The organism is Nocardia jiangsuensis, from assembly GCF_042650385.1.
Taxonomy (GTDB): Bacteria; Actinomycetota; Actinomycetes; order Mycobacteriales; family Mycobacteriaceae; genus Nocardia; species Nocardia jiangsuensis.
In genome coordinates this window covers 62,235-81,726 of record NZ_JBHSAX010000007.1, presented here as the reverse complement: position 1 = coordinate 81,726, position 19,492 = coordinate 62,235, and the positions used below count along the sequence as shown (strand labels likewise).

General features: G+C 72.6%; 20 protein-coding genes. 6 read left to right on the top strand and 14 right to left on the bottom strand.

Going from position 1 to position 19,492, the window contains the following annotated elements; genetic code table 11:
- Nucleotides 1-2: 2 nt before the first annotated feature.
- The 10 genes from ACFO0B_RS08070 to ACFO0B_RS08025 all read right to left on the bottom strand — a co-directional run bounded on the left by ACFO0B_RS08070 (nt 3) and on the right by ACFO0B_RS08025 (nt 9,297).
- Nucleotides 3-1,184, bottom strand: a complete 1,182-nt coding sequence (locus ACFO0B_RS08070; RefSeq protein WP_378611697.1) for an MCE family protein — start codon at nt 1,182-1,184, stop codon at nt 3-5.
- Complete coding sequence (locus ACFO0B_RS08065) at nt 1,181-2,284, bottom strand: MCE family protein (RefSeq protein WP_378611696.1); 1,104 nt, start codon at nt 2,282-2,284, stop codon at nt 1,181-1,183. Before ACFO0B_RS08065 ends, ACFO0B_RS08070 begins: the two co-directional genes overlap by 4 nt.
- A complete protein-coding gene (locus ACFO0B_RS08060) occupies nt 2,281-3,390 on the bottom strand; it encodes an MCE family protein (RefSeq protein ID WP_378611695.1) in 1,110 nt (369 codons plus the stop codon). The genes ACFO0B_RS08065 and ACFO0B_RS08060 overlap by 4 nt, the downstream gene beginning before the upstream one ends.
- Complete coding sequence (locus tag ACFO0B_RS08055) at nt 3,390-4,391, bottom strand: MCE family protein (RefSeq protein WP_378611694.1); 1,002 nt, start codon at nt 4,389-4,391, stop codon at nt 3,390-3,392. The genes ACFO0B_RS08060 and ACFO0B_RS08055 overlap by 1 nt, the downstream gene beginning before the upstream one ends.
- Nucleotides 4,388-5,410, bottom strand: a complete 1,023-nt coding sequence (locus ACFO0B_RS08050; RefSeq protein ID WP_378611693.1) for an MCE family protein — start codon at nt 5,408-5,410, stop codon at nt 4,388-4,390. Before ACFO0B_RS08050 ends, ACFO0B_RS08055 begins: the two co-directional genes overlap by 4 nt.
- A complete protein-coding gene (locus ACFO0B_RS08045) occupies nt 5,407-7,023 on the bottom strand; it encodes an MCE family protein (RefSeq protein WP_378611692.1) in 1,617 nt (538 codons plus the stop codon). Before ACFO0B_RS08045 ends, ACFO0B_RS08050 begins: the two co-directional genes overlap by 4 nt.
- An 8-nt stretch (nt 7,024-7,031) precedes the next feature.
- Nucleotides 7,032-7,895, bottom strand: coding sequence for an ABC transporter permease (locus ACFO0B_RS08040; RefSeq protein WP_378611691.1), 864 nt, complete (start codon nt 7,893-7,895; stop codon nt 7,032-7,034).
- Between the two features lies 1 nt (nt 7,896).
- Entirely contained in the window at nt 7,897-8,751 is an 855-nt protein-coding gene (locus ACFO0B_RS08035; protein WP_378611690.1) for an MlaE family ABC transporter permease, read from the bottom strand.
- 115 nt (nt 8,752-8,866) lie between these two features.
- Complete coding sequence (locus ACFO0B_RS08030) at nt 8,867-9,073, bottom strand: hypothetical protein (RefSeq protein ID WP_378611689.1); 207 nt, start codon at nt 9,071-9,073, stop codon at nt 8,867-8,869.
- Nucleotides 9,073-9,297 (bottom strand): hypothetical protein, encoded by a 225-nt coding sequence (locus ACFO0B_RS08025; protein WP_378611688.1) that lies wholly within the window; start codon nt 9,295-9,297, stop codon nt 9,073-9,075. Before ACFO0B_RS08025 ends, ACFO0B_RS08030 begins: the two co-directional genes overlap by 1 nt.
- A 193-nt stretch (nt 9,298-9,490) precedes the next feature.
- Between ACFO0B_RS08025 and ACFO0B_RS08020 the strand changes: the two genes are divergently transcribed.
- From ACFO0B_RS08020 to ACFO0B_RS07995, 6 genes are all read left to right on the top strand, one after another.
- Nucleotides 9,491-10,387, top strand: a complete 897-nt coding sequence (locus ACFO0B_RS08020; RefSeq protein ID WP_378611687.1) for an oxygenase MpaB family protein — start codon at nt 9,491-9,493, stop codon at nt 10,385-10,387.
- 82 nt (nt 10,388-10,469) lie between these two features.
- Nucleotides 10,470-10,739: a helix-turn-helix transcriptional regulator gene (locus ACFO0B_RS08015; protein ID WP_378611686.1), complete on the top strand. Its 270-nt coding sequence runs from the start codon at nt 10,470-10,472 to the stop codon at nt 10,737-10,739.
- 1 nt (nt 10,740) lies between these two features.
- Entirely contained in the window at nt 10,741-11,277 is a 537-nt protein-coding gene (locus ACFO0B_RS08010) for a hypothetical protein (protein ID WP_378611685.1), read from the top strand.
- A complete protein-coding gene (locus ACFO0B_RS08005; protein WP_378611684.1) occupies nt 11,274-12,170 on the top strand; it encodes an ABC transporter ATP-binding protein in 897 nt (298 codons plus the stop codon). Before ACFO0B_RS08010 ends, ACFO0B_RS08005 begins: the two co-directional genes overlap by 4 nt.
- The gene (locus ACFO0B_RS08000; protein ID WP_378611683.1) at nt 12,167-13,354 is read left to right on the top strand and encodes an ABC transporter permease; all 1,188 of its coding nucleotides are present in this window, start codon (nt 12,167-12,169) and stop codon (nt 13,352-13,354) included. The genes ACFO0B_RS08005 and ACFO0B_RS08000 overlap by 4 nt, the downstream gene beginning before the upstream one ends.
- 88 nt (nt 13,355-13,442) lie before the next feature.
- Nucleotides 13,443-14,573, top strand: coding sequence for a phosphotransferase family protein (locus tag ACFO0B_RS07995; RefSeq protein ID WP_378611682.1), 1,131 nt, complete (start codon nt 13,443-13,445; stop codon nt 14,571-14,573).
- 128 nt (nt 14,574-14,701) lie between these two features.
- On the opposite strand, the gene ACFO0B_RS07990 is transcribed toward ACFO0B_RS07995, so the two are convergent.
- From ACFO0B_RS07990 to ACFO0B_RS07975, 4 genes are all read right to left on the bottom strand, one after another.
- Nucleotides 14,702-15,046: a cobalamin biosynthesis protein gene (locus tag ACFO0B_RS07990; RefSeq protein ID WP_378611681.1), complete on the bottom strand. Its 345-nt coding sequence runs from the start codon at nt 15,044-15,046 to the stop codon at nt 14,702-14,704.
- Entirely contained in the window at nt 15,039-16,565 is a 1,527-nt protein-coding gene (locus ACFO0B_RS07985; RefSeq protein ID WP_378611680.1) for a cobyrinate a,c-diamide synthase, read from the bottom strand. The genes ACFO0B_RS07990 and ACFO0B_RS07985 overlap by 8 nt, the downstream gene beginning before the upstream one ends.
- A gap of 112 nt (nt 16,566-16,677) precedes the next feature.
- Complete coding sequence (gene cobO, locus ACFO0B_RS07980) at nt 16,678-17,292, bottom strand: cob(I)yrinic acid a,c-diamide adenosyltransferase (protein WP_378611679.1); 615 nt, start codon at nt 17,290-17,292, stop codon at nt 16,678-16,680.
- Between the two features lie 21 nt (nt 17,293-17,313).
- The gene (locus ACFO0B_RS07975; protein WP_378611678.1) at nt 17,314-19,488 is read right to left on the bottom strand and encodes a VWA domain-containing protein; all 2,175 of its coding nucleotides are present in this window, start codon (nt 19,486-19,488) and stop codon (nt 17,314-17,316) included.
- Nucleotides 19,489-19,492 lie beyond the last annotated feature (4 nt).

Sequence of the window (19,492 nt, the reverse complement as noted above, 5' to 3'; positions counted from 1 at the left end):
TCCTATCTGCCGGGAATGGGTCGGGAGAGTTCGTCGCCGGTGACGCCGGGCGGCGGCCCGGAGCCGTTGTCCGGGACGTTGGGGCGCGGTGCGTTGGCCGACCCGCGCACCTGCAGCGCGGGGTTGCTGGTGACACAGTAGTTGTAGAGCCGCACCCTGGTGTCGGTGGCTGTGAGCGTCGGCACCACCGGGATGGTGTCGTAGTCGCAGGTGGGGCGCGGCCACGGGTCGACGAGGGTGTGGAAGGCGCCGTCGTGCGCCGGGATGCCGAGCGCCTCACTGCCTTCGCGGAGCGCGGGGAAGAGCGCGGCGATGGCGGGGGCGCGCAGTTTGGCCGCCCTGGTGATGGCGACGAAGTTGGTCACCAGGTTGGTGATCGGGTCCTGCGTCTCCTCGATGAACCCGCCGAGCGTGGCGAGCTGCCCCGGCGCCAGGTCGAGGAAGTCCCGCACCTCGGCGTCGGCGGCGGTGAGCTGGCGGAAGAGCGCGCCTGCCCCGGTGGTGAGGGTGGTGAGGTCGGGCTGGGCGAGCGAGGTGGTGTCGGCGATCACCGCGAGGTTGCGGATGAGCTGCTGGGTCTGCGGCAGCATGCCGTCCAGCCCGGCCAGCGCCTGGCTGATCCCGGAGACCATGTTGCGCAGCCGGTCCGGGCCGCCGCGCAGCGCCCGGTCCAGCTCGTCCACGATCACGGTGAGCCGCTCCGGGTTCAGGCTGCCGATCAGCCCGCTCAGGTTCAGCAGCAGCGACTGCACCGGCACCGGGGTGTCGGTGCGGGAGACGTCGACCAGCGAGCCGTCGCCCAGGTACGGGCCGCCCTCGGTGTCCGGGCGGAAGTCGAGGTACTGCTCGCCCGCGGCGGAGAGCCGCCCGACCGCGACCGTGCCGCCCACCGGGATCCGCACATCGGACTTGATCTCGGCCACCGCGGCGACGCCGGGCCCGGAGACCCGCACCTCGGTGACCTTGCCGATCCGGCTGCCCCGGAAGGTGACGTCGTTGTTCGCCGCCAGCCCGCCGGAGTCGCGCAGCTGCACGGTGACCGCGTAGGTGCGGGCGGGCAGCAGGTCCAGCCGCATGATGGCGAGCGCCAGGTAGCCGCTGCCGAAGATCAGCACCAGCACCAGCCCGAGGTTGGCGACCGCGATCCGGTTGCGTACCAGCCAGTTCCACAGCGGGATGTTCATCGCGGGCCCTCCTGCGGCGCGGGCAGGCCGTTCAGCCTGCCCATGACCTTCTCCAGCACCTGGGTGAGGCTGCCGATGAAGGCGGGGATGTCGGTGCCGTCCGGCAGGCGGCTGCCGGTGGGGTCGGTGAGCGCGCCGACGCTGAGGTAGGAGACGGTGGCGGCGACCGCGAGCGTCGGCCCCTCGATCGAGCTCATCAGCGACGGGTAGATGGTGTGCAGCCCCTCCAGCATCTGGTTCAGCTCGTCGCCGGTCTGGGTGAAGCCGGTCATGAGCCGCTGGATGCTGTCGAAGAGGCTGACGAAGTCCTGCCCGCTGGTCTGCGAGAAGTCGCCGAGCGCGGCCATGGTGACCGCGACCTTGTCGATCAGCCCGGTGATGTCCCTGTTGTTCTCGGCGACCAGGCCGAGCAGGTCGGGGAAGGTGTCCGCGGCCGCGCCGAGCTCGGCCTTGCGCGCGGCCAGCTCACCGGTGAGCGCGTTGACGCCGTTGAGCAGCCCGTCGATGTCGGCGGTGCGGGCGTTCAGCGCCGCGATCACCGCGGTCATCTCGGTGATCAGGTGCGCCAGCTGCGGCGCGCGCCCGCCGAACATGGAGTTCATCTGCGCGGTGATCTCCGCGGCCTGGTTCAGCCCGCCGCCGTTGAGCAGCATGGCGACCGAGAGCATCAGCTCCTCCACCGAGGCGCCTGCCGCGGTGCGCTCCACCGGGATGACGTCGCCCGGCTCGAGCAGGCCGGAGCCCGCGCTCGCCGCGGGCAGCGTCATGGCGACGTAGACGTCGCCGAGCGGGGTGCCCTGGCGCAGTTCCGCGGTGGTACCCGCGGGGAGCTTGATGTCCTCGCGGATCTCCATCGTCACCTCGGCGACGAAGTTCGTGGTCTGGATGGCGCTGACCACGCCGATGTCGGTGCCGCCGATGCGCACGTGCGCGCGGTTCGGCAGGTTCAGCGCGTCCCGGAAGGCAGCCCGGATGGTGTAGCCGGGGCCGCCGATGCCGGGCTCCGGCATGGGGACGTCGTCCACCGTGACGGCGCAGCCGGTGAGCGTGAAGCTCAGCGCGGTGGCGCAGGCCGCGGCGCGGAGCAGGGCCCGCCTCATTTCGTGAGTCCGAGCAGCGCGGCGGTGAGCCCGAAGTCGGGCCCCATGTCCTGGAGTTTGCCGGTGCGGCAGCCGTCCAGCCGCGCCTGGATGCGCTCGCAGAAGAGGCTGAGCTGCTCGCTGTCCAGCGCCGCCTTGTCCAGCAGGCCGTGCAGCCGCAGCGCCCGGTGCTCCCGGCTCACCGAGTTGGAGATGTTCTGGAAGACCAGCGGCCCCACGTCGACGATCTCGGTCAGGCCGCGGGCGTTGGCCCGCATCTGGGCGGCGATCTCGACGAAGCGGGTGATCGCCCCGGCCAACTGGTCCCGGTGGTCACCGACCACCGTCGCGGTGTTGGTGACGAAGTCGTTCAGCTGGGTGAGCACCGCCTGCAACCCGGGCGCCTGCTCACCGAGCAGCGCGACCAGCTCGGTGAGCCTGCCGCTGAAATCCCGCACGGTGGAGTCGTTCTCGGCGATCACCTGGGTGATCTCCTGCAGCTTGGCGATGGTGGTGGCGATCTGGTCCTTGTTGGCCAGCGTCACCTCGAAGGCCGAGCTGAGCGCGTCCAGGGTCTCGGCGAGCCGGTCGCCGTTGCCCTCCAGCAGCGGGAAGAGCACCCGGCTGGCCAGCGGCCCCTCCTCGCTGTCGCCCTTGAGCGCCGCGCCGAGCTGGTCGAAGTTCTCCAGGATGCGGTCCAGCTCCACCGGGACCCTGGTGCGGGCGATCGGGATGTGGTCGCCGTCGGCCAGGGTCGGGCCGTCCCCGCCGTACGCGGGGGCCAGCTCGACGTGCCGGTTGGTGATGAGCTGCGGCGAGATGAGCGCGGCCATGGCGTCGGCGGGCACCTGCACCCCGGCGTCGAGCGACATGGTGACCTCGACGTAGGAGCCGCGCGGGGTGACGGTGTCGACCTGCCCGACCGGGACGCCGAGCACGGCCACCTCGTTGCCGGCGTACAGCCCGGCGACGCTCTCGAAGTCGGCGCTGACCTTGATCCGTTCGCCGAGGTACTGCCCGGGCAGCCGGCTCACGGTGTCCGGCAGCAGCGAGCAGCCCGCCGCGGTGAGGGCGGCGACCGCGAGCGCGGCGATCCTGGCGAAGCGCGTGTGCGCGGTGTTCTTCATCAGTTGCACCCCGGTGCGAGCTGGGCGGAGCAGAGCCAGTTGTCCGGCAGCAACCACGGCGCCCAGACGTCGCCGTAGGGGCCGTTGCCGAGCACGTTGTTGAACTGGCGCAACCCCACCGGCATGATCTCGTAGAGCCGGTCCAGGTTGTCCCGGTTCTTCTCCAGCCCCTCGGTCATCGTGTTCAGGTTCTCGATCAGCGGACCGAACTGGCCGTTGTTCTGCACACCCATCTCCTGCAGCAGCGCGGAGAGCGCCGCCACGTTGTCGAGTAGTTTCCGCAGCAGGTCCTGCCGCAGCGCCACCGCGTTGCCGATGGCCTCACCGCGGGTGAGCAGCACCAGCACGCTGTTGCGGTTGTCCGCCACCAGCTGCGAGACCTGGTCCATGCTCTTCAGCAGGGTGTCGACCTCGTCGCGGCGGTCGTTCACGACCCTGGCCAGCGAGCCGATGCTGTCCAGCGCGGCCACGGTGAGCTGCGGCGACTCCCCCATCTGCTGCGTGAGCAGGTCGAGCGCCTCGCGCAGCTTGCCCGGGTCGATCCGCTCGATCCGCTCGAAGGAGGCGGTGTAGCGGGAGTCCTGGATCACCTTGGCCAGGTTGTACGGGACGGCGGTGTTGCTCAGCGGGATCCGGTCGCCGGGCAGCCCCTTCCCGTCGCCGGGGATCAGGTCGATGTGCAGCCTGCCGAGGATGGTGGACATCTCGATCGCGGCCCTGGCGTCCGCGCCGAGCTCGATGTCGCGGCGGACGCGGAGCACCGCGACCACCTTCTGCCCCTCGAGCTCGACCTTCTGCACCTCGCCGACCTCGATGCCGGAGATGTCCACGGTCGCGCCCGGCCGCAACCCGGCGGCCTGGGCGAACTCCGCCTCGACGGTCTTGCTGCCCAGCTGGGCCCGGGAGATCACGCTGGAGCCGACCAGCAGCAGCACCACCGCCGCGGCCGCGGCGAAGCCGAGCCAGAGGAAGCGGTTGTCCCGATAACGCGGCAGCCTCATCGGCAGACCTCCGATTGTGATTCGCCGCCGACCTGCGAGACCAGCCCGGGCGGAAGCAGGACGCCCCAGAGCGAGACGTCGAGCCGGCAGATGTAGGCGTTGCCGTAGGCGCCGTAGCTGGAGAAGCGCGCGAGGCCGTTCAGGAAGTCGGGCAGCTCGACCGCGGCCCGGTCCAGCGAGGCGCCGTTGAGCAGCAGCAGCGCGACGCCGGTGGTGGCGGTGTCCTGGGCGCGGGCCAGATCCGGCTGCACCATGCCGACCAGGTTCACCAGCGAGTCGGTGGAGCGGGCGACCGTCTCGACCGAGCTCTTCAGGTTCTCGCCCTGGGCGTAGAGCGCGTCCATCAGCGCCCTGGCCTGGGTGATCAGCGTCTCCAGCTCGTCGGTGCGGTTGGCAAGGCCTGCCATCACGCTGCTCAGGTTGGAGATCACCGCGGCCAGCAGCTCGTCGCGCTCGCCGAAGGTGCTCGCCAGCTCGGCGGCCTGGGTGACCAGCGCGCTCAGTGAGACGCCGTCGCCCTGCAGCGCCTGGATCAGCGTCTCCGAGAGCGAGTTCACCTGGTCCGGTTGCAGCACCCCGAAGAGCGGCTCGAAGCCGGAGAGCAGCGCCGAGACGTCGAACGACGGCTCGGTGTGCTCGACCGGGATGACGCCGCCCGGCTTCAGCTGGTTGCCCGCCTGCTCGCCCGGCATCAGCGCGATGTAGCGCTGGCCGATCAGGTTCTGGTAGCGGACCAGCGCCTTCGTGGTGGTGGTGAGGTGCTGGCGGTCCTGGATGCTGAAGTCGACCTTGGCGTGGTAGCCGTCGACGAAGTCGATGTCGTCGACCCGGCCGACCCGCACGCCCGCCACCCGCACGTCGTCGCCGACCCGGACGCCGAGCACGTCGGTGAAGACCGCCGAGTAGCCGTCGGTGTCGCCGGAGACCGAGCGCTGCAGGGTCGACCAGATGGTGTAGGTGAGCACGGTGGCGAGCACCGCGAACAGGCTGAACGTGACAAGTGCCCTGGCGGATTTCACGCCGCACCTCCGTCGTGGATCTCCAGGGAGCCGCCCGCGAGCAGCGGGGTCAGCAGGAGCAGTTGCGCGGCGGTGGGTCTGCCGCCGGTGAGGGCGGCGACCGCCGCGGCGCCGCGCAGGCGAAGGGGTCCGGTCGCGGCGACCGGCTGAGCCGTTCCCGGTGCGCCGGGCAGAGCCGCGGCGGGTGTGCCGGATCGAGCCGGGTCGATGCCGGCCGCGGCCGGGCCGACGCCCTGCCGGTCGGCGGGCGTTTCGGCGCCCGGCACGCCGGACTCCTCGCCGTCCGGCTGCCCCATGCCGGGCGCGAGATCGTCGGCGGCGGACGGCGCGGGCGCCACACCCGGGACGGCATCCGGGGTCTGGCCCCCCGGGAAACCGAAGAGGCCGGGGATGGAGGGCAGACCGGGGATCGCGGGGAGCCCCGGGATCAGCGGCTGCGCGGCGGGCGCGCCGGGGACGACCGCAGGCGCGGCGATCGGGGGCGGCCCGGCCGCGTCGAGCCAGCGCGGCAGCATCGCGGCGGGGTATTCCTGCTCCGGGGCGACCTCGGGGACCGTCGGCCCCCCGCAGCGCGGCCCGGCGAGCTCGCCGTAGTGCGGGCAGTCCGCGGCGGTGTACTGCTGGAACGGCGTGAAGCTGACGTCCATCTTCCAGACCATCTGCTTGCTCGGCCCGAAGCTGAACACCCCCTCCAGCTGCTGCAGCGCGTAGTTCAGGTTGTGCACGGCGAGCGGGATGGTCTCGGCGTCGCCTGCCAGGCTGCCGAACAGCCCGGCGAGCCCGGGCACCAGCTCCTTGGCGGAGTCCGGGTTGCGGGCGAACAGCTCGTTCACCGAGTCCACCGCGCCGCCCGCCGTGGCGAGCAGGTTCACCAGCCCCTCCCTGCGCTCGGTGAGCGTGCGCGCGGTCGTCACCGACTCGGCGAGCACGCCGACCAGCTCCGGCGCCGACTTGCTCAGCTCGGTGGTGGCCCGGCCCAGGTCGCCGAGCAGCGAGCCGACCTCGGGGATGGCGTGCACCTCGGTCATCCAGCGGTCCAGCCGCTCGATGGTGGAGCCGGGGGCGCGGGCGCCGGGGTCGAGCGCGGCGGAGAGCGTGGCGAGCACCCGGCCCAGCTTCTCCGGCTGGATGTTCTCCAGTACGTCGCGCAGCACGGTGAGCGTGGTCTGCAGCTGCACCGTCGCCTCGCCGGTGTCCTCCGGGATGACGGCGCCGGAGCGCAGCCCGTCGGGGCTGCCGCCCTGGTCGACCAGTTCGATCGCGGTCACGCCGAACAGGTTGTTCGGGATCACCCGCGCGGTGACGTCGGCCGGGATGGTGCCCGCGATCCCCGGCTTCAGGTGGATCTCGGCGCGCTGGCTCTGCCCGCGTGCCACCACCTCGACGGCGTCGACGGTGCCGACCACCATGCCGCGGAACTTCACGTCGGCGCGGGCGGGCAGCCCGTCGCCGGTACTGGTGAGCAGCGCGGTGACCGGGACCTTCTTCTCGAAGTACCCCTCGTAGCGCAGCGCGAGCAGCCCCAGCACGAGCAGGGTGGCCAGCATCAGCGCCAGCCCGGCGATCGAGAGCTTGGCCGCGGTGGGGCCGCGGCCGCTGGGATCGAGCAGCATCGTCCCCCCTACCCGGAGATCCGGAAACCGGGGTCGATGCCCCAGATTGCGAGTGTCAGAACAAGATTCGCGAAGACCATCAGGACGATCACCATCTTGATCGCCTGTCCGGCCGCCACCCCGACGCCCTCCGGCCCGCCGCTGGCGGTGTAGCCGTAGTAGCACTGCACGAAGGTCGCGATCAGCACGAAGATCACCACCTTCAGCACCGAGAAGAAGACGTCGGTGCCGATCAGGAACTGGAAGAAGTAGTGGTCGTAGGTGCCCGCCGAGGTGCCGCCGAGGAACAGCACGGAGAGCTTGGTCGCCAGGTACGCGGTGGCCAGCCCGACGGTGTAGAGCGGGACGATGGTGACCGTCGCCGCGATCATCCTGGTGGTCACCAGGTACGGCAGCGGCCGGATGGCGATGGATTCCAGCGCGTCGATCTCCTCGGAGATGCGCATCGAGCCGAGCTGCGCGGTGAACCGGCAGCCCGCCTGGATGGCGAAGGCCAGCGTCGCCAGGATCGGCGCGAGCTCGCGCGTGGTGGCGAAGCCGGAGATGGCGCCGGTGAGCGGGCCCATGGTGAGCAGGTTGAGCGCGTTGTAGGACTCCATGCCGACGGTCAGCCCGCCGAACGCGCAGAGGATGATCACCACCCCGACGGTGCCGCCGCCGACAACGAGCGAGCCGTTGCCCCAGCCGACGTCGGCGGTGAGCCGCAGCACTTCCTTGCGGTAGTGCCGCAGCACGAACGGGATCGCCGCCAGCGCCTCGAAGAAGGTCAGCGCGTGGTGCCCGAGCCGCATGTTGGCCCGGTACGGGACCGCGAGCACCTGCCCGGTGCGGCGTAGCGGCCGCAGCGCGGGCGGGGTGTACGTGCTGCCCATCTCAGATCACCTTCGTCGGGAAGAGCGTGTTGTAGAGCTGCGTGAGAATCACGTTGGTGGCGAACAACATCAGCGCCGAGGTGACCACCGCGGAGTTCACCGAGTTGGCGACGCCGCCCGGCCCGCCCTTGGTGTGCAGCCCGATGTCGCAGGCGATGATCGCGGTGAGCAGCCCGAAGATCGCCGCCTTGACCAGCGCCACGATCAGGTCGTTGGCGACCGCGAAGGAGGCGAACGAGCCGATGAAGGAGCCGGGCGTGCCGTCCTGGGCGTAGACGTTGAACATGTAGGCGGTCGCGAAGCCGACGAAGACCACGAAGCCGCAGAGCAGGATGCTCACCAGGATCGCGGCCACCAGCCGCGGCGCCACCAGCCTGCGCACCGGGTCGACACCCATCACCTTCATCGCGTCGATCTCCTCCCGGATGGTGCGCGAGCCGAGATCGGCGCAGATCGACGACCCCACCGCCCCCGCGATCATCAGCGAGGTCACCAGCGGCGCGCCCTGCCTGATGATGCCGAGCCCGGCCACCGCGCCGATGAAGGTGGTCGCGCCGACCTGGTTGACCAGCGCGCCGACCTGGATCGAGACCACCACCGCGATCGGGATGGCCACCAGCACCGTCGGCGCCGCCGAGACGCCGACCATGAAGGCGCACTGCTTGATGAACTCCTGGTACGGGAAGCGGCGCTGGATGATCGCCTCGACGAGCCCGATCAGCGCGTCCCGGCCGAGCAGCACCTGCCTGCCCAGGGTCTCCAGGGCCCGCTGCGGATGCCTGCGCCACAGCCCGCGCAGGTCGTCGAAGGCCCGATCCAGATCGGTACGACCGGCCGGTCGCTGGGTGATGGTCACGCTGGCCTTTCTTGCCGGAGCCCTGCGGATGTTAATACGGATTCCGCTGTTGCGGACCCGAAACAACCGGTTGACATGAGAGACTCAGGCTCGGATGTTTCGCGATGTTCGCTACTCAGAGCGGAAGGAGGGGAAGCAGGTCCTGCCCGGTGAGGCCGCGCTGCAGCAGCACGAGCAGGACGCCGAGGAGCAGTACCCCGGCCGCGGCGCCGGCCAGCACGGCGAGCCAGAGGCCGAACCGGAGCACGGGGTTCACCCGGATCCGGCCGCCGAGGATCTTCACCAGGATCACGACGATGTCGATGATCCAGACCAGCGCCATCACGTCATCGTCACGTTCGCGAAGAGCAGCACCGGCCAGCACAGGATCGACCCGAGGAACGAGACGATCACGTCGATGCCGTGCAGGCTCCGCAGGTGCGCGGTGTGGGTGATGCTCCAGACGACCCCGACGATGCCGTAGGGGATGCCGATGATGATCAGCGTGCCGATGAACTCGGACACCTTCATCTCGTAACTCAACAACCGGTCGAGCTTCGCGAGCACGTACCGCTCCTTCCGTTCTCCGCCACGGCGGAACGCTGCGATAGTACGCACGATCTCGTCGATCTGGAAAGAACATCCCGACACTTATTTCGCTTCCAAGTTCTGAAACGCCACCAAAACGCCGGGTACCCGGCTTCTCATGGATGCGAATCACCGATAACATACACGGGAGCACCCGATCCGGAGGAGACCGATGACCGCCGCCGAACCGCTGCCCGCCCGCGTGCTCACGCTGGAGCGGACGCGTATCCCCATCCACGGTGCGCACCGCCCGTTCACCAAGCGGCCGCTCGCGATCACCGACGCGCTCGATTTCTGGCAGTTCGCCGGCGCCGCCGCGAACGTGGTGATGCAGATGGCGCATCCCGGGGTCGGTTACGGCGTCGCCGAGAGCCGGGTGGAGTCCGGTTCGCTGCTGAAGCACCCGTGGAAGCGGGGCCGCACCACCACCCAGTACCTCGCGGTCGCCATCCTCGGCACCGAGGAGGAGCGGAACGCGCTGCGCGAGGCGATCAACGTGGCGCACCGCCAGGTGCGCTCGGAGCCGGGCGCCCCGGTGAAGTACAACGCCTTCGACCGCAAGCTGCAGATGTGGGTCGCGGCCTGCCTCTTCGTCGGCTTCGAGGACACCTACCAGCTGCTCAACGGCCGGATGAACGACGAGCAGCGGGAGGCCTTCTACGCCACCGCCTCGACGCTGGGCACCACGCTCCAGGTCACCGAGGATCAGTGGCCGCCCACCCGCGCCGCCTTCGACGAGTACTGGGTGCGGGCCTGCCAGGACGCGGTGCTCGACGACTTCGTCCGGAGTTACCTGGACGTGCTGATCAACCTGCGGATGATTCACTGGTACCTGCGGATCCCGTTCCGCGGGCTGCTGAAATTCCTCACCGCCGGATTCCTCGCGCCACACTTCCGCGAGCAGCTGGGGCTGCGCTGGACCCCGGCCGACCAGCGCCGGTTCGAACACCTCTTCGTCTTCGTCGGCTTCGTCAACCGTTTCATCCCGCGGCCGCTGCGGCACGGCGGCAGCCTGGCGCTGATGGCCGACGCGCGCAGGCGGATGCGGCGGGACAAGCCGCTCATCTGAGGTCGACCGCCGAGCGCCGCCACCCACCGGGTGGCGGCGTTTTTTCTTGACAGGTTGTTGGGTTTTCCTAATACTTCGATGTATGAGCCCAGTGCGACGGGGGGAAACCCGTCCGATCTTCAACCGCATCGCGGTGCTGCGCGCCGAGCGCTCGCTGAGCCGGGCCCGGCTGGCCGAGCTTGTCGAGGTGAACCCGCAGACCGTCGGTGCGCTGGAGCGCGGCGACCACTACCCGAGCCTGGACCTCGCGCTGCGGCTCTGCGAGGTGTTCGGGCTGCCGGTGGAGGCGGTCTTCTCGCGCACCGAGTTCACGCCGTTGTCGGCCGAGATCTATCGACGTACAGGAGAGTGAGATGTCCGCGACCGATCTGCTCGCGAACTATCAGGAATTCCGGACCAGGCGATTCCTGCGCAACGAGGCGCGCACCGGTGCCTGGCTGCCCGGCTGGCGCACCCGCTCCCGCCGCCGCGCGCTCGTGCTCGCGCTGGCCGCGCTCTTCGCGGCGATGGTCGCCGTCGGCGCGGTGTGCGTGGGGAACATGCGGATCGGGCCGCTGCTCTGGATGGTCCCGGTGCTGCTCTTCCTGCCGACCTGGACGGTGCTGCAGGTGGTGTCCAGCAGGCAGAGCGACGCGCCGCGGAACGCGCTGGACGAGTACGAGGTCGCCGAGCGCGACGCCGCCAGGTCGATCGGGCTCACCGTCACCCAGAGCGTCGCGATCATCCCGGCCTTCGCGCTGGTCATCGGCGCCTCGCTGGAGTCGCTGAGCGTCGGGTTCGGCTACGCCTGCGGGCTGTGGACGATCACGGCGCTGCTGATCGGCGGGTGCTCCCCCGCCATGATCCTGGCCTGGAACCGCCCCGATCCGGAGCCGGAGGCAGCGCTGTGAGCGGGACGCTGGAGCTGGACGGGCTGCGCAAGCGGTTCGGCGAGGTGACCGCGCTGGACGGGGTCGGGTTCGCGGTGGCGCCGGGCGAGATCTTCGGCTTCGTCGGCAGCAACGGCGCGGGCAAGACCACCACCATGCGGATCGTGCTCGGCGTGCTCGCCGCCGACGCGGGCAGCGTCCGGCTCGGCGGCCGCCCGGTGGACGCGGCGCTGCGCCGGACCATCGGCTACATGCCGGAGGAGCGCGGGCTCTACCCGAAGATGAAGGTGGGCGAGCAGCTCGAGTACCTCGCCGAGCTGCACGGGTCGAGCAGGGCGGAGGCGCGGAAGGCGGTGCGGCGCTGGACCGAGCGGCTCGGCGTGGCCGATCGGAGCGGCGACACCGTCGACTCGCTGAGCCTCGGCAACCAGCAGCGGGTGCAGCTGGCCGCCGCGCTGGTGCACGACCCGGCTCTGCTGGTGCTGGACGAGCCGTTCTCCGGGCTCGACCCGGTCGCCGTCGACGTGATGAGCGCGGTGCTGCGGGAGAAGGCCGATGCCGGGGTGCCGGTCGTCTTCTCCAGCCACCAGCTGGAGCTGGTGCAGCGGCTCTGCGACCGGGTCGGGATCATCGCGGCCGGGCGGATGCGGGTCACCGGCTCGGTCGCCGAGCTGCGCGCGGGCGGGCAGCCCCGGCTGCTGGTCCGGGCACCCGACGCCGCGCCGGACTGGGCGGCCGCGCTGCCCGGCGTGCTGGGCTGGGCGCGCGACGGCGACCGCACCGTGCTCACCCTCGCCGCGGACGCCGACGAGCAGGCGCTGCTCGCGGCGGCGCTGCGCACCGGCCCGGTCCGCGAATTCGCCCCCCAGCAGCCGACCCTGACCGAACTGTACCGAGAGGTGGTGGCGGGATGACCGCGCCGAACCGGTTGCGCACCGTCGCCCTGATCGCCCGGCGCGAGTTCCTGGTGCAGGTGCGCGCCAAGAGCTTCCTGATCAGCACGGGGGTCGTGCTGCTGGCGCTGGTGGCCGGGATCGCCGGGATCGCGGTCTTCGGCGGCGACGCCGAGGAGCGCACCGCGACCGTCGCGGTGGTCGGGGACGACACGCTCACCCCGTGGCTGGAGAGCTCCGGCGCCGCCATCGGGACCGCGGTCACCGTGGCGGTCGTCGCGGACGAGCCTGCCGCGCGCGACGAGGTCACCTCCGGGACTGCCGATGCCGCGCTGGTTCCCGGCACCGGGGGCGCGGTCGTTGTCACCGAGACCGGGCTGGACGACGAGTTGCGCGCGGTCCTGGCGAGCGCGCTGGCCGGGCACGCCCAGGAGCAGGCGCTGCGCGCGCTCGAGGTGGACCCGGCGGCGGTGCGCGCCGCCGCCGAGGTGCGGCTGGACGAGCGGGCCATCGATCCGCCCGACCCGGCCGCCGGGGAGCGCGCCGTGCTCTCCATGTCGGTGGCCTTCGTGCTCTACCTGCAGATCCTGCTCTTCGGGGTGTACGTGGCGATGGGCGTGGTCGAGGAGAAGTCGAGCCGGGTCGTCGAGGTGCTGCTGGCGACGGTGCGGCCGCTGCAGCTGCTCTGGGGCAAGATCATCGGGCTCGGCGCGGCCGGGCTGCTGCAGCTCACGCTGTACGGGGTGGCCGGGGTCGGCACCGCGCTCGGCACCGGGGTGCTCACGCTCACCGGCACCGCGCTCGGCACGCTGGCGGGCGCGCTCGGCTGGTTCGTGCTCGGCTTCCTGTTCTTCGCGGTGCTCTACGCGGCGGCGGGCTCGCTGGTCTCCAGGCAGGAGGACGTCAACTCCACGACGACGCCGCTCACCGTGCTCATCGTCGCCATGTTCGGCATCGCCTCGGTGGCGGTGCGCGATCCGGACGGCACCCTCAGTGCCACGCTGAGCTGGGTGCCGCCGTTCTCCGCCATCCTCATGCCGCTGCGGATCGCGGCCGGGGTGGCGACGCCGGCGCAGATCGCGGGCACCGTGCTGCTCATGGTCGCGGTGACCGCCGGGCTCTCGCTGCTCGCCGCGCGGGTGTACGAGCGGTCGGTGCTGCGCACCGGGGGGACGGTCTCCTGGCGGCAGGCGCTGCGCGGGTAGCGCCCGCGGATTCTCTCCGTTTCCCCCTCCGCCCCAACTAGAACCCGTTACATTCACCGCCGGGGGCGCGGGAGCAGGAGGTACCGGGATGGGCGACGAGGCCGACCCGACGCAGCGACACCGATTGACCGTCAGCGCAGGCGATCTGGACGATTTCGGCGCGCGCCTGACGGCGTGGCTGGACGAGCGGGTGAGCGCGGACCACCCGCCCGCCGTGACCGTGACCGGCCGCCCGGAATCCGGCGGCATGTCGAGCACCACCATCCTCTTCGACGCGCACTGGACCGTCGACGGCCGCGCCGAGGGCGGCTCGTTCGTGGCCAGGATGGCGCCGGAGGCGGACGCCTTCCCGGTCTTTCCCGAGTACGACCTCGCCGCCCAGTTCCGGGTCATCTCCGAGGTCGGCGCCGCGAGTCCGGTCCCGGTGCCGCCGCTGGTGTGGCTGGAGGAGAGCGCAGCGCCGCTCGGCACGCCGTTCTTCGTCATGCGCCGGGTGGACGGCGTCGTCCCGGCGGACAATCCGCCGTACGTCTTCGTCGGCTGGCTCTTCGACGCCACCCCGGAGCAGCGCGCCGAGGTCGGCCGGGCCACCGTCGACGTCATCGCGGACGTGCACGCCATCCCGCACGCGGAGGCCCGCTTCGGGCTGCCATCCGGGCCGGGGCAGCCGCTGCGCAGGCACGTGCGGGCCCAGCGCGCCTGGTACGACTGGGCGCTGGCCGACGACGGCTACCGCATCCCGATCATCGAGCGCGCCTTCGACTGGCTGGACGCGAACTGGCCCGCCGACTCCGGCCCCGCGGTGCTGTGCTGGGGCGATGCCAGGCCGGGGAACATCATCTGGGCGGAGTGGCGCCCGCTCGCCGTGCTGGACTGGGAGATGGCCGCGATCGTCCCGCGCGAGGTCGATCTGGGCTGGATCATCTTCATCCACCGCTTCTTCCAGGACATCGCGGAGCGCTTCGAGCAGCCGGGGCTACCCGACTTCCTGCGCCGTGCGGACGTGGTGGCGCGGTACGAGTCCCGCACCGGCCACACCGTGCGCGACCTCGACTTCTACCTCGTCTACGCGGCGCTGCGGCACGCCATCGTGATGGCGCGGATCAAGCGCAGGATGATCCACTTCGGCGAGGACACCGACACCGCGGACCGCGACGACTACGTCATGCACCGGGCGAGCCTGGAGGCGCTGCTCGACGGAAGCTACCGCTGGGAGTGAATGCGCTGCCCGTCGGCTGCGGGGGTCGGCGATTTCGTGGCGCGGGCGCGATGCGGGGGATCGAGCACGCGAGCAGCGGGCGGCACGATCCGAGCGGGTTCGCCGATCCGGGTTCGGTGGCGCCGTAGTCAGTGCGCGGCGGCGACGGTGACGGTGCCCGCGTACGGCGTCTTCGGGACCACGAGCGGGCCGCTGCCCGCGAGCAGGGCGGCGGCCTCGGCGACGCTCGGGTAGCGGCCGGGATTCGGCACCGGGACCGTCGCGAGTTCGGCCGCGGTGCAGGCCAGGAGCGGGACGCCGAGCCGCTCGGCCGCCGCGCGCGGGCCGGGTTCCGCCGCGCGGGTGTCGAGGGTGGCGATCCGCGCGATCGCGTGGTCGCCGAGGACGCTCCGGATTGCGGCGAGGATCGTGCCCCCCGGTGTTCCCGGCCGCAGCCCGATGCCGACGGTCAGCGGGCTCCGGGGATCAGGCATCGATCCGGGTGGCGGCGAAAACGGTTGCGGCGGCGGTGAAGCGGGCGATGGCGGCGGGGTCGCCCGCGGGGTGGGTGTGCAGGTAGGAGGCGTGCACCGCGCGGGTGATCGCGCCCTCGGTGACCGGGCCGCCGTCGCTGCCGCGCCAGCCCCAGGCCCGCACCGGGGCGCCGGTGCGGAGCAGCCGGGTGCGGTGGAACTCGTGGCCGCGCACCCGCTGTCCGGCCGGCCAGAGCGGGGAGTCGGCGAGCGCGACGGCGTCGCGGTAGCCGAGGGTCAGCCGCGGGCCGAACTCGGCGTCGGCGTCGATCACCCCGGCCATGCGGTGACCGTCCAGGGAGCGGGCCAGGTAGAGCAGCCCGGCGCACTCCGCGTGCACCGGGAGCCCCGCCGCGGCGAGCGCGGCGACCTCGGCGAGCAGCGGGGTGTTCGCCGCCAGCCGCTCGGCGTGCTCCTCCGGGAAGCCGCCGGGGACGACGAGCCCCGCGGTGCCTGGCGGCAGCGGGTCGTGCAGCGGGTCGAACACCTCGACCCGCGCGCCCGCCGCGTCCAGCAGTTCGCGGTGCTCGGCGTAGCCGAAGGTGAACGCCGCTCCCCCGGCCACCGCCACCACCGGACGCGCGTGCTCCGCGTCGGCCGACGACCACGCGGCGAGCCCCGCACCGCCCGTCGGTGTCCGGGCCGGGTCGCCCTGCTCGGCGGTGCGCGGCGGACCGCCACCACGACGGCTCCCAGGCCGCCGCTCCGGCTGACCGCCGCGCGCGTCGACGGCCTCCCGCAGCGCCGCGGCCGGATCCCATGCCTCGCCCGCGACGGTGGCACCGGCCATGGCGGCGACCGCCGCGAGATCGACGTGCGCGGCGACGAGATCGGTCATCGCGGCGACCGCCGCCCGCGCGGCGGCGCCGTGTTCGACGGCGGGGATCAGCCCGAGGTGCCGGGAGGGCAGCTCGAGCTCGGCGAGCCGGGGCAGCGCCCCGAGTACCGGCAGCCCGACCCGCTCGCAGGCCGAGCGCAGCACCTGCTCGTGCCGCTCACTGCCGACCCGGTTGAGGATCACACCGCCGAGCCGCACCCCGCTGTCGTAGGTGGCGAAGCCGTGCAGCAGCGCGGCCAGCGACTGGCTGTGCCCGCGAGCATCGACCACCAGCACGACCGGCGCGCCGAGCACCCCGGCGACCTGCGCCGTCGACCCCTCCGCGATCGGCCCCGCGCTCTCGTCGATGCGCCCGTCGAAGAGCCCCATGACGCCCTCGACCACGGCCAGGTCGCACCCGCGCGACCCGTGCCGGTACAGCGCGGGCACCCGCTCGACGCCGACCAGCACCGGATCCAGGTTGCGGCCCGGCCGCCCGGCGGCCAGTCCGTGGTACCCGGGGTCGATGTAGTCCGGCCCCACCTTGAACGGCGCCACCCGGTGCCCGGCCCGCCGCAGTGCCCCGATCAGACCGGTGGCCAGCGTCGTCTTGCCGCTCCCCGACGCGGGCGCCGCCACCACCACGGCGGGAACCGCACTCATCGGGCCACTCCCCGGTCTCGGCGCTCGACCGACCGGCGCCGCAGCGCCCGGGTCGAGCCGTCGGCGTGCCTGCCGCGTACGTCGGCGCGGCCGATGCCCGACCGGGAACTGCTCACCATTCGATCCCGCGCTGTCCCTTGCGTCCGGCATCCATCGGATGCCGGACCTTGGTCATCTCGGTGACCAGATCGGCGGCCTCGAGCAGCGCCTGCGGGGCGTCCCGGCCGGTGATCACCACGTGTTGCTGCCCGGGCCGCTCGACCAGGGTGCGCACCACCTCGTCCACGTCGACCCAGCCCCACTTGAGCGGGTAGGTGAACTCGTCGAGCACGTAGAACCGGTGCTGCTCGGCCGCGATCCGCCTGGCGATCTCCTGCCAGCCGGCCAGCGCGGCCGCCGCGTGGTCGTCCTCGGTGCCCTGCTTGCGGGTCCAGGACCAGCCCTCGCCCATCTTGTGCCACTCCACCGCGCCGCCCGCCCCGGTCTGCTCGTGCAGCGTGCCGAGGGTGCGGAACGCCGCCTCCTCGCCCACCTTCCACTTGGCGCTCTTCACGAACTGGAAGACGGCGATGTCGAAGCCCTGGTTCCAGGCGCGCAGCGCCATCCCGAAGGCGGCGGTCGACTTGCCCTTGCCCGGCCCGGTGTGCACGGCGAGCACCGGCTGGTTGCGGCGCTGCCTGGTGGTGAGGCCGTCGTCCGGGACGGTGGCCGGAATGCCCTGCGGCACGGAGATCTCCTTCGGAACGGGTCAGGCGGCAGAGCGGACCACGCCTGCGACGGCGTCGCCGGTGAGCTCGGCGAGCCGCACGCAGCCGCCGCCGAGTTCGCGGGCCAGTTCGGCGGCGAGCCCGAGCCGGACCAGGCCGCGCTCGCAGTCGACCACCATGGCGGTGACGGCATCCGCGGCCAGCCCGCGGGCGGCGGCGCGGGCCCGCGGCAGCGGCTCGACGCCGCCGGTGGCCCTGCCGTCGGTGAGCAGCACCAGCATCGGGCGGCGGCGCGGGTCGCGCACCTTCTCCCTGGCCACCAGGGTCCGCGCGGCGAGCAGCCCGGCCGCGAGCGGGGTCTTGCCGCCGGTGCGCAGCCCGGCGAGCCTGCGCACCGCGATGTCGACCGACGAGGTGGGCGGGAGCACCAGCTCGGCCTCGCTGCCGCGCAGCGTGATCACCGCGACCTTGTCGCGGCGCTGGTAGGCGTCGCGCAGCAGGGTGACGACGGCGCCGGTGACGGCGCCGATCCGGTCGCGCGCCGCCATCGAGCCGGAGGTGTCGACCAGGAAGATCACCAGGTTGCCCTCGCGGCCCTCGCGGTGCGCGCCGCGCAGGTCGCCCGCGGCCAGCCGCAGCGGGCCGGTCACCCGGCCGCGGGCCCGCTGCTGCGGGGCGGCGGCGAAGACGGTGCCGAGCAGGTGCAGGCCGGTTCCGGTGGTCGCGGTCGGGCGGACGACGCGGCCGAGGCGGCTCTCGGCGCGCGAGCGGCGGCCGGGGGCGCCCTCGCCGATGCCGGGGACCTCCCAGCGCGGGGCCGCGACCTTGGCGGAGACGGGCGTGCCCGCACGCCGTTCCCGGCCGCCGGAGCCAGGGCCGTCCGGCGGGGAGTCGGGGTCGTCGTCGGTACCGTCGGGGCCGGAGCGCTTCCGGCCGAGGCCGGACTCGGGGCGATCCGCAGGGTCGGCGCCGGGACCACCGGCTGGATCGGAGCCGGGACCGTCGGCAGCGTCGGCGTCCAGGTCTGCGGCGGCCGAATCGCCGGACTCGCGGCGCGAGTCGTCGGTGGCCTCCGATCCGTGCCCGCCACCCGCGGAATCCGGCCCGCCGCCGTTTGCCGGGTCCCGCCCGTCGGCGGGCCCACGCCCGGCACCGGGCGCCCGGTCCGCCGCGCCGTCGGCGGAATCGGGGCCGTCCGCACCGGACGCCGACCCCGCCTTCTCCACCTCCGCGGCGGCATCCCGCATGGCCTCGTCCAACTGCTCCCCGGTGATCCCGGGCTCGTCGAACGGATCCCGCCTGCGCCGGTGCGGCAGTGCCAGCTCCGCCGCGACCCGCACGTCCTCCTCGGTCACCGCATCCGCCCCGCGCCAGGCCGCGTGCGCGGTGGCGGTCCGCGCGACGACCAGGTCGGCGCGCATCCCGTCGACGTCGAAGGCGGCGCAGAGCGCGGCGATCCGGCGCAGCTCCACATCGTCCAGCCGGACGTGCGCGAGCCGGTCGACGGCGTCGCGGATGCGCAGCGCCTCGGCGCGGTCGGCGCCCGCGTAGCGGGCGGCGAACCCGGCCGGGTCGGCCTCGTAGTCGAGCCGGCGCCGCACCACCGCCATCCGGACGTCGACCTCGCGCGAGGCGGCCACGTCGACGGTGAGCCCGAACCGGTCGAGCAGCTGCGGCCGCAGCTCCCCCTCCTCCGGGTTCATGGTGCCCACCAGCACGAACTTCGCCGGGTGGGTGTGCGAGACGCCGTCCCGCTCGACGTGCACGCGGCCCATGGCCGCGGCGTCGAGCAGCACGTCGACCAGGTGGTCGTGCAGCAGGTTGACCTCGTCCACGTACAGCACGCCACGGTGCGCGGCGTGCAGCAGCCCCGGCCGGAACGCCTGCTCACCGGCGCGGAGCACCCGCTCCAGGTCGATCGAGCCGACCACCCGGTCCTCGGTGGCGCCGACCGGCAGCTCGACCAGCCGGGCCGGGCGCGAGCCGGTCTCGTCGACCACCGGCGGCAGCAGCTGCGCGAGCGCGCGCACCACGGTCGACTTGGCGGTGCCCTTCTCGCCGCGCACCAGCACGCCGCCGATCCCGGGGTGCACCGCGCACAGGATCAGCGCGAGCTGCAGCCGTTCCTGCCCGACGACCGCGGAGAAGGGGAACCCCGCCTCGGCGATCGGGGCGGGATTTCCGGTCTCGATCTCTTCCACCTGGTACACCGACACGGCT